Below are 13,452 nucleotides of genomic sequence, written 5' to 3' on the forward strand. Positions count from 1 at the left end.
TCTGAAATTCCGTGCTTACGGCTGAGGTCGGACACCTTCGCGCCAGCCTCCTGCTCCTTCAGCACCGCAATAATCTGCTCTTCGGTGAATCTCTGCTTCTTCATTCGTCCGTCCTTTAATGGGCCGGGCTCTAATCCATCGTGGAGGAAATTCGCAGTGGCAGGTCAAACCCACCCCAAGAATATCGCCTCAAAAGTGACTCCACCGTATGGCGTCGTCGCGGCCACTCATCCAGCACGGTCCTCCTACCATTGTTAGCCTGCGAGGCTGAGATGCGATTGAAACTCCTCGAGACGTGGGGAGACAACGTCAGAACATGCGGGGAATGACATCCGCATCTGTTCCCCGCTCAAAGACACGGTGCTTCAAGGCGCCGATAATATGAAGCAGAATACATGCCAACATAAGATAAGCCCCATATTTGTGGAGCGTCTGAAAGACTGCAAAGGCGACGTCATTCTTAGGCAGAAGCTCCGGAAGATGGGCGATGAGGAAAAACGGCACGCCGTCGCTTTGCGAAAAACTGCTTGAAAGCGAATATCCAAGCAAAGGCACGAGAAGTGTCAAAGTGATCAACATCCAATGGACCGCATGCGAGAGCATTTTTTCCCATAGCGCGAGCCCTGATGGTGTCGAGGGCATGATCTTCCTGTATCGCCAGCGAAGCGCAAGATGGACGAGCGCCAACAGCCAGACCAGAACACCAAATTGCTTGTGATTTGGGTAAAGAAACGACGCTGTGGCCATGTCGCTTTCCGGGAGACTGGTCATGTACCAGCCCGAGGCGATCAGACAGATAATCAGCAACGCCCTGAGCCAGTGCAGACAGCGAACCGGCAAAGGGTATCTTGCCGCAAGACGTGTTTTTATCAGACTGGACATGAAAACCTTCTCCAAGTGAGCGTTTGGCTGGATCGCGTCATTTCTTCAAGCTGCTTGGGACAGCCTGTTTTTTGACGACCTCGCATTTCTCTGCACCAGCATTTTTCAGGGTGAAGAAAACCGCCACGGCGAGCGTGCCGATCAGGGTGGCTGCGGATGTCAGAAGCACGGCATGTGCGGTCGAGAAAGCGCTTTTGCCTGCGCTGATTAACGATGTGGCAAGTTCGCCGGAAAACTTTTCGGCCACGACGTAGGTGTCGCCGATGGAGCGGATCGCCGTTTCCGCAAACTCTGGCGCAATGCCAGCCGGCACCGTCATCGAGGCGGCATATATTGCCGAAAGCGCCACACCGAAGAGAGTGATGCCGAGACCGGCGCCAAGCTCATAACCCGTGGCTTCCAGGGAACCCGCAGCGCCGCCTTTCTCAGCCTCGACTGCCCCCATGATGGCAATCGACGAGGCCGTGAGGCCGATACTCAACGAAAGGCCAAGCAGGGCCAGAAGTGCTGGAACAACCATGCCCGGCTGATGAAAATCAGACCGCGCCAACGCCGCCAGCGAAAACGCGGCGACGAGAAGCGAAAGACTCGCCACCGCCCGCAGCCCGAACCGGTTCGAAAGAAAGCCGGCAACCGGGCCACCCAAGGCCGCAGCTGCCATGATCGGCAGCATGAAAAGGCCGGCTTCGAGCGGAGATTTGTCGAGGACGAATTGCAATTCCTGGGCAAGCGTCAATTCCACACCAGCAAGGGCGCCGGCGGTAACGACGGCCATTGCGATGCCGCTAACGATCGCCGGGCGGGAGAACAGGAAAAGGTCGAGCATCGGCTCCGTCGCCACGAGCTGGCTTCTGACAAAGATGGAGACAGCGGCAACGCCCGTGATCGCGGCGCTGATAGCAATCCAGAGCGGCTGCTTTCCGCCGAACCCGGATTTCACTGCAAAAACCAGAGCGACAATGCCGACAATAAGCAGCAAGGCATGCTGGATTTGCCATTTCCCCGGCGCAACCGGCTCATTTTTCGGCAAAGCGAAGGCGATGATCGTGGCGATAAGAAGAACCACTGGAATGTTGATGAGAAAGACCGACCCCCACCAGAAATGTTCCAGCAAAGCACCCCCCACGAGCGGGCCAACGGCGGCGCCCGCCGCTCCCACCGTTCCCCAGAGTCCCAATGCCATCGCGCGTTCGCCCGGATCTTCAAATGTCCGGCGGATAATTCCAAGCACGCAGGGCATGATCATCGAAGCGCCGAATGCAAGCAGGATGCGCCCGGTAATCAGCATGGCTGGCGTGGTGGAAAAAGCGGCGGCGATGGAGGCCACGCCAAAGATCATCAGACCCGTCAACAGCACCTTGCGATGACCGGTACGGTCGGCAAGCGTGCCCATCGGCACAAGCAGACCCGCCATCAACAACGAATAGATATCGATGATCCAGAGCACCTCAGTGCTTGAGGCCTGCAATGCCAGTGTCAGTGACGGCACGGCAATATGCAGGATCGTCATGTCGAGCACGACGGGCAAGAACGCGAGCATGACCGCAAAGAGGATCAGCCATCTCCGCTTGGAACGCTCCGGATGCTGGATAGTCCTGCTGTCGAAGGAGAGTGCCATTTTCTTACCGATGTTCACGCTTGTATTCAGGCGCACGGAGACTTGGCGCTGGCCAGTTTGAACGGCTTTGCGACAATTCAATTCTGCATCGGAGCAATTATTGCCCAGGCTTTGCGTTTTGATGGAGGAAATGTGGAGAATGCATGGAGAGAAATGGGGGACTGTCGGATATTTTGTGCCTGAGGCCTGTTTCCGTCACTGGCTGACGAACCGCTCGCCGAAGACGACGGCGAATTGCGTCTTGGCCTCAAACCACTCGCGCGGCGGGCGTTTCCATTCCTCGGCCGCATGGTTGAGCACCAGATATAGCAGCTTCATCGCAGCGTCGTCACTTGGGAAATGACCGCGGGTGCGAACCGCACGTCTGAGTTTGGAGTTCAGCGCCTCGATGGCATTTGTGGTATAGATGATCCGGCGCACGCTCTCGGGGAAGGCGAAGAAAGGCACGACATGTTCCCAATTGCGCCGCCAACTCTGCGTGATCGCCGGATAACGCTGGCCCCAATAGCCTGCCGCGAATTCCTCCAGGGCCTTCATGCCGGCCTCGGCGTCTCGGGCTTTGTAGATGGCCCTGAGCGCCGGCATCACGGTCTTGCGGTCCTTCCATGACACGAACTCCAGCGAATGGCGGATGAGATGCACGATGGGGTTGTTGAGAAAGCTTGTTGTAGGAGTGATGTCGTGCGCCACATCATGCGGATTGCCTTTTTCCCCGGCGCAATAAGTTTTCAACTGAAAGATGGGTGTCTGGCGTCGCTGCGAAGGTATCGGTCGGCGATAACGGCCAAAAGCACGGCAATAAAAGCTGCTGCGAGCCGCTTGAGATTGATTGCCGCGGCGGTGAGGAACGCCTGAATGCGCATATTATCGAGGCCGCGCCGGACTGCGCGTGCCAGGCCGTGCCAGGTCTTGGCTTCGCCATGAACGCCTTCCACCCTCCAGCGGTGTCGCTGATAGAGCCGCTGTTCGCGATCGCCCCATGCGATCCGTTTGCGCCGGGCCCTGAGTAACGAAGGATGATTGAGGTTAAACACGACGACGCGTGAGTGACGGGAAGAACTGACACAGCGCGTCTGCAACGGACAGGCCCGACAATCGCGGCTGCTCGCGTGAAAATATTGAAAGCCGCGATGTGGCTTCCCCTTTGGCCGGAGGATTTTACCGCGCGGACAACGCGCGATGTTGTGCCGGGGATCGAACTTGAACCTGCGCGTCGGGATAACCTTCCCCGGTCGCGGCTCAGCTTTGGCCGGCACGATGGCTTCGATGTCACGATCTTCGAGCGCCTTGATAGAATGCAAGCACTTTTTTTGCGTCGAAGCTGTCGTTGTCGCGAGGGCGGCGCCCTTCTTGCCGGTTCCCGAAGTTCCGATTGTCATCTTCTGTTTTCCTTCCGTGCGCCGCCGCCCTGCAACACCCTCGTTCGCAGGATACCCGGCGCCGGAATTCGGCGCGGCCCCCCCCTGCAGGGATCAGGCACACCTCGGGGTCAGATCACCTGACCGCCGGACACTTCGATCCGCTGCGCGGTCACCCAGCGGTTGTCGTCCCGCAGAAGGCTGGCGATGTTTGCGAAAGATCGCGGTGCGCTCCGAGGTCGCCTGCGGGTCGATCTACCGACAGAACTCGCGCGTACGACGATCATACCAGCCCTGCCGGACTTCATGGCTCCCATCCAGAGCTGGAGCTGGAGATATCGAGCACGGATCGGCAGGTCGATCTTGTTCAGGAGGGCTTCGACTGCGTTCTCCGGATCGGACCGATTGGGGATGAGACGCTGATCGCCCGTCGGCTCGGTCGACTGCGCATGGTGAATGCGGCGAGCCCAATCTATATAGCACGCCATGGCATCCCTCAAACCCTGGAAGACCTGCAACTGCAGACGCACCGTGCAATCCATTACAGCAGGACACTCGGCGCCAAGCCCTATGGCTGGGAGTATCCGGACGGGAGTGGCGGCGATTTTGCGACGCTCCCGCTTCCTGGCGCACTGCATGTCAACAGCGTACAGACTTACGAGGCTGCCGGTCTCGCAGGCATTGGACTGATCCAGGCAGCCTATTCCGGGATACGGCAGCACCTGGAAAGCGGAGCACTCGTTGAAGTCCGGTCGCTCATCGTCAAAACCTGTCACGTCGTGTCCGAGCATTCATGGGATGGATCGAAGAGGTGCTGCAGCCTTATCTGGAATAGCTTGGTGGCGGCTCAGCGCCGGAAGCCGAAAGTAGCCGCTTGTTTGCCCTGTATAATTCCACGGCAAAAGCTCAGCGATACGGCTCTGCTTATGGCCGTTGACAATGGCGGTCAGTATGGTGATCAGGTAGGCCAGCGGATCGACGGCGTTGAGTTTGCAGGTTTATGCCGACCGTCGAACTATGCCGAGTGTCTCTTCTATTGTTTGCAGCAAACCGTGCGTTCCCGGTCAGTTCGGCGGGACGCTGTTGTTTGGCACTCGGCATAGTTCTCATGCTCAGAGGGCGTTCAGGAATTCCAGAAGCCGGTCGCTTGGTCGAAATCGCTCGGCCTTGGCGCGTTCGTACGGCTTCAGCTTTGCGAGTGCAGATTCCTTCAGTTCGAGATGCGCATGAAGATAGGTCAACGTCGTTTCCATCGCTTCGTGGCCCAACCACAGGGCAATTACGGAGCAGTCGACGCCCGCCTGCAGCAACTCCATGGCAGCAGAGTGCCGCAAGACATGGGGCGAGACCCGCTTTGAGCGAAGAGAGATGCAGTGCTCACGTGCTTTGGCGACATATTTGTTCAGCAGCGCCTGCACGCCGTCCACGCTGAGCCTGCCACCGTGCATATTCGGAAAGAGAGCCGTTGCGCCCCGCTTCCCTGGCTCCCTGAGCCACCGCTGGAGGGCTTGCTGTGCAACCAGCTTTCGGGTCAGGACATTGCTCCCTCCCCTACTCAGTTCATCGTAGCAGCGCCGTCGCTGCCATTTAATAATCCCGGGACGTACAGTCCTCAGGTGAAAAGGCGGGCGCGCACATCCCCGCCGTTCGCCAGCATTTGATTAAATATCGATGACGATCTTGCCAAAGTGCTGTCCCGACTCCTCGTATCGAAAGGCCTCCGCCAGTTCCTCAAGCCTGAAACTGCGGTCGATGACCGGCCTGATGTCGTGCGTGGCTAAAAATTCCACTAGGTCAGCTTGGTCTTGCCAACTGCCATTGAGGCAACCCTGGAACCGGATCTGCTTGGCGAATATCGGGATCATCGGGATCTTGGCTTCCAGGCCGCCGAGGAGGCCGATCATCGCTATATGACCGCCGATCTTCACGGCCTCAATCGACTGCGGTAGGGTTGTCGGTCCGCCGACGTCGATAACGTGGTCGACGCCCTTGCCGCCGGTCCATTCGTGCGCAAGGCGACCCCATTCCGGCTCGTCACGATAGTTGATGACATGATCCGCGCCGAGCGCGCGCAGCCGCGCGAGCTTGTGCGAGGAGGAGGATGTAGCGATCACCCTGGCGCCGAGCGCCTTGGCGATCTGAAGCGCGTAGAGCGACACGCCACCCGAGCCTTGCACGAGCACTGTTTCACCGGCCTGGAGAGGGCCATTTACTAGCAACGCGCGCCAAGCGGTCACGCCGGCGGTCGTGATCGTCGCTGCCTCCGCCATGCTGTAGCCGCGCGGTATCGGTGTAAACAGGCCAACCGGCCCTGTGAACGTCTCGCATGCAACCCCGTTTACCCCATCGCCCGGCGTCTGCGAAAAGTCGGAAACTTGCGGCGGCCCCGAACGCCATTGCGGAAAGATGCAGGTCAGCACAGCGTCACCGGGCAGGAAGTCTGTTACTTCGCTCCCGACCTGTTCGACGATCCCCGCGCCGTCAGCCAGCAGGATGCGACCGTCTTCTGTCGGCGCCCTGCCGCTGGCGACTCCATAATCGTGATAATTGATACAGCCAGCCTTCATGCGGACGCGTATCTCATTGGCGGCCGGTGCACGCGCATCGTCGATGTTTGCAACACGAATACGATCAAGGCCGCCAGGCGCGTCAAGGATCATGGCTTTCATCTAGGTTTCTCCTGGGATTGGTTGATGGTGTGTCGAACGTCGAGGCGACGTCGGGGATTGTACGTTCGGTGGTCTTTCAACTACGCGACCGGGCAAATGCACTCGTGGACGAGCACGTTGGAGCGGCCGAATCCGACGTTTGCGCGTTGCCGCTTTGGGTTACTACAACCCGACGTAGTGAGATGCGGTATTCAAACTGGATGCTTCACCATGATCGCCGATGCGGACTGTTTGGTCGATCGGATGATGACGTTGCGGCGTGCGCGGCCCTCGCCGCGACCCCGGTGGTTATTGATGAAATTTTCGAGTTTATTGAGCGTCATCATCTCATTCCATGAGCGTGTGGATGAAGGTTAGTCTGTGCAACGGTGGCACTTCGCATGTCGTCTCAAGCTGTTCACTCCAAATGTCGTTCCTACCCTGCAATTAAACAACGCCGGATTCGATCCAATTTTTGCCTAATCGGATCATTTGACTTGTTCGCGTCCACGCGTCGAGTTAGGTTTGATCAATGCAAGACTTGCTCAAAAAAATGCGCGATCGCGTACTGGTCCATTTCGCCGGACCGCAGATGACGACTCCTGTTCCGCGGTTGAGCGTTGCGATATCGCACAGCGTTTGTGATCCAGAAACCACTATGTGCGGACCGGGTTTCTGCTTGGTGCTTCAGGGGACCAAGCAACTTGTAATTGGGAGTCATACACTGAACCAGGGACCCGGACGATCGTTCGCTTCGCTGGTCGAACTACCCGCCACACGGTGCCTATTTGAAACAGCAAACCACGAGCCGTATGTGGCAGTCGGGTTTACCGTCGATCCCCTGCTGCTCGGGGAACTGCTCGCGGATCTGCCTCCCCCGGCGCCGAGCCTTCCTGAACCGTCAAGTTTCAGCGTGGCGGAAGGAACGGCGGAACTGCTTGAGGCTTGGAGCCAGCATCTGAGGCTGCTTGATGCCCCGGGAGATATCGCCGCGCTGGCGAGACCGAGAGAGCGTGAACTGCTGTACCGCCTGCTGCAGAGTGCGCATGGCTTAGTGCTGCGGCAGTTTGTCTGCGAGGAAGGCAGTCGGGCGCAAATACGCAAAGCCATCGCTTGGATGCGGTCCCACTTCGATCAGCCTGTCGCCGTTAAGACCCTCGCCGAAGTCGCCGGTATGAGCGTTCCGGCCTTTAACCGGCATTTCAGATCGGCTACCGCGACAAGCCCGATCCAATACCAGAAAGCGCTGCGACTGCAGGCTGCGCGACAGTTTCTTTCCAAGGGCAATGACGTGACGCGGACGGCGCAAGCTGTTGGTTACGACAGTGTCTCCCAGTTCAGTCGCGAGTATTCGCGCAGGTTCGAGCGTTCGCCCAAACAGGATTCGTTGGCGATGCGGGACGAGCGGGCCCAACCCCCGGCTGCCATGATCTGACGATAATTTGGTTGCAGCTCTCCGATGAGGAGAACGAGGCGCGAACTGAACCAATGCATGGTGATGAGGCCGCCATCACATGACAGCTTCATCGACCTGTTTGCACTGCTGAGACTGGCTGCTTTTCCTCGCAAGCACTGGACCCGATACGCGGTCGCGATGTCATTCAGCCGGCGACTCCAACGCCAGTTCTCAACATCGCAGCCCGGGACTCAATCTGTCGCGGACATGACGTCAGCGATCAAAGTTCGATACGAAGGCCTATTTGCATCGCTCGCCTTGGCCTCTTAGCGGAGGGCCACCTCAGCCTTTTCGTCCTCGAGAGCGTTTTTAAAGTGGGGTTTTCCAGGCCCGTCGAGCCATTCCTCAAGCGAAGTCAGATGACCAAATTCCCACTCGATGGCCGGTATATCCGCGGCCCCGGCGAGCAAGCCATTGTCCAGAAGTTCCGTCAGGTGATTGAGGAAAGGGTTCTTCGCAAGCAATTCTTCAGGAAAGCGCTTGTAAACGACCGGTTTGCCGGCAGCTTTTGTGAATGCCTGTTCAACCTCCTTGCCGGTCACCGATGCACTCGCAAGCTCGATCGCCCTCCCTGCAAAACGATCCGGGGTAAAGAGGATTTCGGCGTTGATCCGGCCGAGGTCGTCCACCGCGATCATCTGCATGGACTGCTCTGGCCGCATGAAGAAGGTGAATTCGCCCTGAGGCAGTCCCATCCCCGGCAGAAGCATCATCTCCATAAAGCTTGCCGGACGGGTGATCGTACTCTTTATCGGGAGGCTTCGCACATAAGCTTCAATTTCGGACTTGCTGTCGAAATGACCCATTCCCGTCGGACCTTTTCCCGCTGCCCCGCCGGAAGAATAGAGGAGATGTCCAACGCCCTGCCGAAGTGCGCTGTCCGCAATCGCCTTGCCTTGCCAGACTTCCTGCTCGTCCGTGATTTCACCTGCGGGTGAACTGGTCTGGACATTGAACACGCCGGCGATGCCGGCCATCGCCCGATCGATCGAGGCAGGATCGAACAGATCGCCAATTGCCAGGGAAATACCTTCGGTAGCCAAAGCCTTGGCCTTGCCGCTTTCCGGATCGCGGACAAAAGCTCGCACCTTTCCCCCCTTCGCTTTCAATGCGCGTGCAACCGACCCGCCTTGTTGCCCGGTCGCGCCAAACACGAGAAATTCTGCAGTGTGATCCATATTAGTTACCATCCGTAATTAATGACGGTTATCAAATGATACCGATTGCAAATCGGCGCAAGACGGCACATTTTTGATCGTCGGTTACATCATCATAACCATTGAAGGAGTTCATTCGTGCAGCGTGAAATTAATGGCCGCCCCGTTATCGAAACCGCACGGGGCCCCGTCTTGACCCCATGCGCACCCGGCAGCGTCCTGGCCCGTCTCGGCGACAAATGGACTATTCTGGTCGTTTCCATGCTCGCCCTGTCGCCTGATACACCCATGCGGTTCGGCGCGATCCGACGCGGCATTCCGGACATTTCGCAAAGGATGCTGACCCTCACGCTTCGCAGTCTCGAGCGTGACGGGCTTGTGGCGCGTCATTATTATCCTGAAGTGCCGCCGCGGGTTGAGTATGAACTAACGGCCCGCGGCAGGTCCATGCTGGATCCGCTGGCTGCCTTTACAGGCTGGATCAGGGATACCTGGCAAGATATTGAAGCTTCGCGTAAGGAATTCGATGATGTTGAACGAAGCGGAACAAGCGCGAATTAGTCTTCGAAGTGAAGATCAAAACCGTCCGCGGTCGATAAGGCCAGAGGCTGCGGTCGGTTCCCCCCACAGGCACCGCAAGACCACGACGCTGTGTCGCGGGTCTGGGAATGTCCGGCCAGCATATCCCACCCGGCGGTTGGCTCTCTCGCTCTCGAATAGTGGGTCTTTTCCTTCGACGGTGGAGCCGACTTGCCGACGGTGGTCTACAACCCGGCAACGCCGGAGGATGCAGAATGAATCAAGTCACTGGGGAACCACCTGGACGCAACTAACCGGTAGACAAAGCGATTGAAACGCAATGGTCCGCCGCCTCGGGTTGGCTGAGCGCGTGTGTCGCGGGGGTGAAGAGGGTGCTGCCCGCTTTGCGGTGTCCACAAGAGCTCGATCGTTTCGCCTAGCGTCACCGGTTATGTCACGGGTAGCTGTTCCATCCTGCGCCGGATGGATTCTTCCGTCTTTGGAAAGAAAATCTCCAGTCCGAAATCGACGGCTTGCATCTGCGTTTCGTCGATAAATGTGCGCAGGCCGTCATTGTACGCCTCGAAGGCGAATGCGAAGTTGCCGGGATGCATCTCGAAGGCGTCAGCTAATGCTGCCGCGCCTATGATTGCCAATGATCCACCCATTCCCGCTGCGGGGGAGGCGCAATAGGCCGCGTCGCCAACGAGTGCGAACCTACCGCTTGTCCAGCACGGCATTCTGATCTGGCAGAGTTTGTCGAAATAGAAATTATCCGCGTCCTCGATCTCCGCTAAGAGCGCAGGGACCTTCCACCCGATCCCGGTGAACTGCTCATGGATGATGCGTTTCTGTTGCGCTTGGTCGCGATGATCGTAGGCAAGCTCATTATCAGAACGGAAACCAAGGACAATGTCGGTCTTGCTATCGTAGGCGTTCAATATGACCGACTTGCCTGGCGTGCTGAAAACCTGCGTCGTATTCTGCCCGATCATCAGCTTGTCGACGACCGAGACGGAGAAATATGCGCCCAGAAAGTGGCTATAGGTTGCCTCGTCCCCGAAGCTCATCCTCCTGACGACGGAGTGATTGCCGTCGCAGCCGATAACGAGTGAGAATGTGCGTTCCGACCCATCCGCAAACGACGTTCGCACCCCCTGCTGCGTTTCGGTTAACTTAACGATTGAATTGCCAAAGAGGATCTCGACACGTCCCTCGATCGCCTTGAACAGCATACCGAGGAGCACGTCCCTTTCTATCTCATATTCCTCCTCGTCCGCTGACTGAGGAGGGAGGCGGCCTTCGATCTCATCGTCGGCATTCTTGAAGATGGTCGGTCTGGGCGGAAGGCGCCGCGCTCTGATCTCGTCAAGAAGGCCCATGCGTGCCACGATGCCGATCGTGCGGTCGCGAATATCGACAGGCGTGCCACCTTTCCTGAGGCCTTGAGCGACCTCCACGACGGTGACTTGATATCCGAGCCGGTTCATCCAGTAGGCCGTCGAAAGCCCGGCAAAGCTCGCGCCCGAGACGAGCAGGCTCATCGGCCGGATGTCGGTATCGTCAATTTTCTCTTGCATCAACCACCACCGGCCAGACATAAGGTAAAAGGAGATCGAATCTATATTTATACTCAGTATAGGTAAGGGGCCCTAGCTTCCAATGTCAATACTCCCGATTGATCGACGGACCCGCAAGCGGCTCGCCACCCGCCAGGCCATCTCCGATGCGGCCACGCGCCTGTTCAACGCTCATGGCTTCGATCGCGTGACTGTCGACGAGATTGCCGAAGCCGCGGATGTCGGGCGAATGACAGTGTTCAATCACTTCCCCCGGAAAGAGGACATGTTCTTTGACCTCGACGAGGCGGCGCGCGAGCAGGTGCGAGCGGTGTTGCGCCAACGCGACCCTGAGATTGGTCCGATCGAGACGCTGCGCTTGTTCGCGCATCAGGTCGTGGCGGAGCAGCGCGATTATGTCCGCTTCTTCGACGCGAGCCCGCGCTTCATGCAGACGATCGCTGAGAGCGAGACGCTGAAGGCCCGTGCCAGAGCGATCCGCGATGAGCTTGCCGCCGTGGTCCAGGAAGGGCTCGCGGAAAGGGCAGGCCAAGATCGCAGTGATGCAGATGCGCAGTTGGCTGCGAATTTGCTGCTGGCGACCTGGGGCGTCGCGTTCGTCCAGGCCCATCAGGCCTTCGAGCGCAATCGTGATGAGGCTGAGGCGCAACGGATTCTACTCGCCGTCATCGACCAGGGAAGCATCGGGATCAAGGCCGCGATGGCGGGTTCGCTTTACGCCTGATCGATGCGATCAGCCTGCCTAGCTGCCGACCGATGAATCGACGTACTTATCGAGCCCGTATGACTCGCAATGATCGATAACCGGTCTATCGCTGCGAGCACCACGTTAGGAACGTCTCTGGTTTGACGCCAGCCGTCCGCGCCTTTTCGATCAGAGGTCTGAGAGTGACCCTGACGAAGTCTGCCATCGTGGCGTCGGTTCCGGCTGGGGGCGGAATGACACCCTAAGCGGTTGCCTCCGTGGGCCAGAGATATTCGCCCGGTCAGTAGGATGTGCGCCCAGCCCAGGGGAGAGATGTGCGCTAGAAGTTCGGGTGGTACATTGAGGCCTTCGTGTCACTTGGCACTTAAATATGAGAACGGCGTATGAATAATTTCCGTTAGATAGTCGGGCACCTAATTTGAGAGTGGGCAGTTAATTTGATAATATAGCTTCGAATTTGTCACTTAATGCGAGAATAATGTTCCCGATATTTCCGGCCACAAAACCATCTCATCGAGAAAACTATAGCCTTCGTCGACGGCTGTAAGCCTCCTCCCAGATGCAGTTAATTTGCGAATCGAACGGCCGACATTCTTATAATTAAGTGCCCAACGCCGACCAAACAGCCACATTCTTACCGTTAGCTGCCAAGTGACATCAGCGCTTCTTCACCCATGGCCAGTCCTCGACCGGCGACCGGCATGTCTATGCCTCGCGAACCCGGTTTATTCGTATCCCCACGGTGATGGCCGCCTTGCCGAGATAGGCTGAACGGGGCAAGTCCTAGTGCCAGCACTAGGGATAGTCTCATGACAAAGCAGCTTGTTGAGGTGATCACGTCGGTGGAGCGGCGCCGACGGTGGTCTCGTGAAGAGAAAGAGCGGCTGGTGGCGGCGACGTTTGAGCCGGGGGCCAGTGTATCAGAGGTCGCCCGCTCGGCAGGCATTCATGCCGGCCAGTTGTTCAGATGGCGCAAAGAACTTTGCCAGATATCGACGCCATCAGCCCCGCCATTCATGCCGGTGAAGGTTGTCGCGGCATTGCCGGAGCCTGAGGCCCCGGCAGCCAAATCACCGCCGCTCTCTCGCAAGAAGACGAGCATGGTGACGATCGAGCTTGGCCACGGTCGGCGCCTGCGGGTTGAGAGCGATATCGATACGGAGGCTTTGGGTCGGATACTCGCTGTTGTGGAGCGGCGATGATCCCGGTTCCGAGCGGCGTTAAAGTCTGGCTCGCCACCGGGCATACGGATATGCGCAAGGGCTTTCCCGGCCTGTCGCTGATGGTGCAGGAGACGTTGAAGCGCGATCCGCACAGCGGTCATCTGTTCTGCTTCCGCGGTCGGCAAGGTGGATTGATCAAGGTGATCTGGCACGATGGCCAGGGTGCCTGCCTGTTCACGAACTAACTGGTTTCATACTACAGCCCTTTCGTTGATATCTATGCATTTTGAGCATTGAGCAGACGGATGGCCTCAGCCCGGTGAACAAGTTGGTTCCATCGGCTACATTGTTTGGCTGGCACATTC

At 58.0% G+C, this 13,452-nt stretch carries 14 protein-coding genes and 3 pseudogenes; 6 read left to right on the forward strand and 11 right to left on the reverse strand.

The genetic code is table 11. The features are described 5' to 3' along the window. The 5 genes and pseudogenes from C5748_RS26630 to C5748_RS26650 all read right to left on the reverse strand — a co-directional run. Positions 1-104 (reverse strand): transposase (locus C5748_RS26630; RefSeq protein ID WP_146119638.1); only part of this gene is annotated, 104 nt, incomplete at its 3' end. A 205-nt stretch (positions 105-309) separates the two neighbouring features. Then, positions 310-882, reverse strand: coding sequence for a cytochrome b (locus C5748_RS26635; RefSeq protein ID WP_105745999.1), 573 nt, complete (start codon positions 880-882; stop codon positions 310-312). A 37-nt stretch (positions 883-919) separates the two neighbouring features. After that, positions 920-2,518, reverse strand: a complete 1,599-nt coding sequence (locus C5748_RS26640; protein ID WP_245581998.1) for an MFS transporter — start codon at positions 2,516-2,518, stop codon at positions 920-922. A 177-nt stretch (positions 2,519-2,695) separates the two neighbouring features. After that, positions 2,696-3,148, reverse strand: a pseudogene (locus C5748_RS26645) (transposase); the annotation flags it as partial. Positions 3,149-3,228: 80 nt separating this feature from the next. Then, the gene (locus tag C5748_RS26650) at positions 3,229-3,879 is read right to left on the reverse strand and encodes a transposase (protein ID WP_105746003.1); all 651 of its coding nucleotides are present in this window, start codon (positions 3,877-3,879) and stop codon (positions 3,229-3,231) included. Between the two features lie 314 nt (positions 3,880-4,193). On the opposite strand from C5748_RS26650, the pseudogene C5748_RS29125 reads away from it, so the two are divergent. Then, positions 4,194-4,544 (forward strand): annotated as a pseudogene (locus C5748_RS29125) (LysR substrate-binding domain-containing protein); the annotation flags it as partial. A gap of 201 nt (positions 4,545-4,745) precedes the next feature. On the opposite strand, the pseudogene C5748_RS26665 reads toward C5748_RS29125, so the two are convergent. The 4 genes and pseudogenes from C5748_RS26665 to C5748_RS29270 form a co-directional block, all read right to left on the reverse strand. Continuing rightward, a pseudogene (locus tag C5748_RS26665) lies at positions 4,746-4,856 on the reverse strand (transposase domain-containing protein); the annotation flags it as partial. Between the two features lie 114 nt (positions 4,857-4,970). Next, positions 4,971-5,474: a tyrosine-type recombinase/integrase gene (locus C5748_RS26670; RefSeq protein WP_342588395.1), complete on the reverse strand. Its 504-nt coding sequence runs from the start codon at positions 5,472-5,474 to the stop codon at positions 4,971-4,973. 45 nt (positions 5,475-5,519) lie between these two features. Beyond that, positions 5,520-6,527: a zinc-dependent alcohol dehydrogenase family protein gene (locus C5748_RS26675; protein ID WP_105746004.1), complete on the reverse strand. Its 1,008-nt coding sequence runs from the start codon at positions 6,525-6,527 to the stop codon at positions 5,520-5,522. A gap of 191 nt (positions 6,528-6,718) precedes the next feature. Continuing rightward, complete coding sequence (locus C5748_RS29270; protein ID WP_280953505.1) at positions 6,719-6,850, reverse strand: hypothetical protein; 132 nt, start codon at positions 6,848-6,850, stop codon at positions 6,719-6,721. Positions 6,851-7,038: 188 nt separating this feature from the next. Here C5748_RS29270 and C5748_RS26680 point away from each other — a divergent pair, with 188 nt between their 5' ends. After that, positions 7,039-7,941, forward strand: a complete 903-nt coding sequence (locus C5748_RS26680; RefSeq protein ID WP_105746006.1) for an AraC family transcriptional regulator — start codon at positions 7,039-7,041, stop codon at positions 7,939-7,941. A 287-nt stretch (positions 7,942-8,228) separates the two neighbouring features. On the opposite strand, the gene C5748_RS26690 is transcribed toward C5748_RS26680, so the two are convergent. After that, positions 8,229-9,152, reverse strand: a complete 924-nt coding sequence (locus C5748_RS26690) for an NmrA/HSCARG family protein (protein ID WP_342588393.1) — start codon at positions 9,150-9,152, stop codon at positions 8,229-8,231. A gap of 105 nt (positions 9,153-9,257) precedes the next feature. On the opposite strand from C5748_RS26690, the gene C5748_RS26695 reads away from it, so the two are divergent. Next, entirely contained in the window at positions 9,258-9,680 is a 423-nt protein-coding gene (locus C5748_RS26695; protein ID WP_105746011.1) for a winged helix-turn-helix transcriptional regulator, read from the forward strand. Between the two features lie 407 nt (positions 9,681-10,087). Here the strand turns inward: C5748_RS26695 and C5748_RS26700 are convergent, their stop codons facing one another. Continuing rightward, positions 10,088-11,218 carry an FAD-dependent monooxygenase gene (locus tag C5748_RS26700; RefSeq protein WP_105746019.1) on the reverse strand — a complete coding sequence of 377 codons (1,131 nt, stop codon included), beginning with the start codon at positions 11,216-11,218 and terminating at the stop codon, positions 10,088-10,090. Positions 11,219-11,300: 82 nt separating this feature from the next. Here C5748_RS26700 and C5748_RS26705 point away from each other — a divergent pair, with 82 nt between their 5' ends. The 3 genes from C5748_RS26705 (at position 11,301) to tnpB (ending at position 13,332) form a co-directional block, all read left to right on the forward strand. Continuing rightward, positions 11,301-11,942 carry a TetR/AcrR family transcriptional regulator gene (locus C5748_RS26705; RefSeq protein ID WP_105746013.1) on the forward strand — a complete coding sequence of 214 codons (642 nt, stop codon included), beginning with the start codon at positions 11,301-11,303 and terminating at the stop codon, positions 11,940-11,942. 791 nt (positions 11,943-12,733) lie between these two features. Further along, the gene (gene tnpA, locus C5748_RS26715; protein WP_105746015.1) at positions 12,734-13,126 is read left to right on the forward strand and encodes an IS66-like element accessory protein TnpA; all 393 of its coding nucleotides are present in this window, start codon (positions 12,734-12,736) and stop codon (positions 13,124-13,126) included. Beyond that, positions 13,123-13,332, forward strand: a complete 210-nt coding sequence (gene tnpB / locus C5748_RS26720) for an IS66 family insertion sequence element accessory protein TnpB (RefSeq protein WP_105746017.1) — start codon at positions 13,123-13,125, stop codon at positions 13,330-13,332. Before tnpA ends, tnpB begins: the two co-directional genes overlap by 4 nt. The last annotated feature ends 120 nt before the right edge of the window (positions 13,333-13,452 follow it).

The sequence above is a fragment of the Phyllobacterium phragmitis genome (assembly GCF_002980495.1).
Taxonomy (GTDB): domain Bacteria; phylum Pseudomonadota; class Alphaproteobacteria; order Rhizobiales; family Rhizobiaceae; genus Paramesorhizobium; species Paramesorhizobium phragmitis.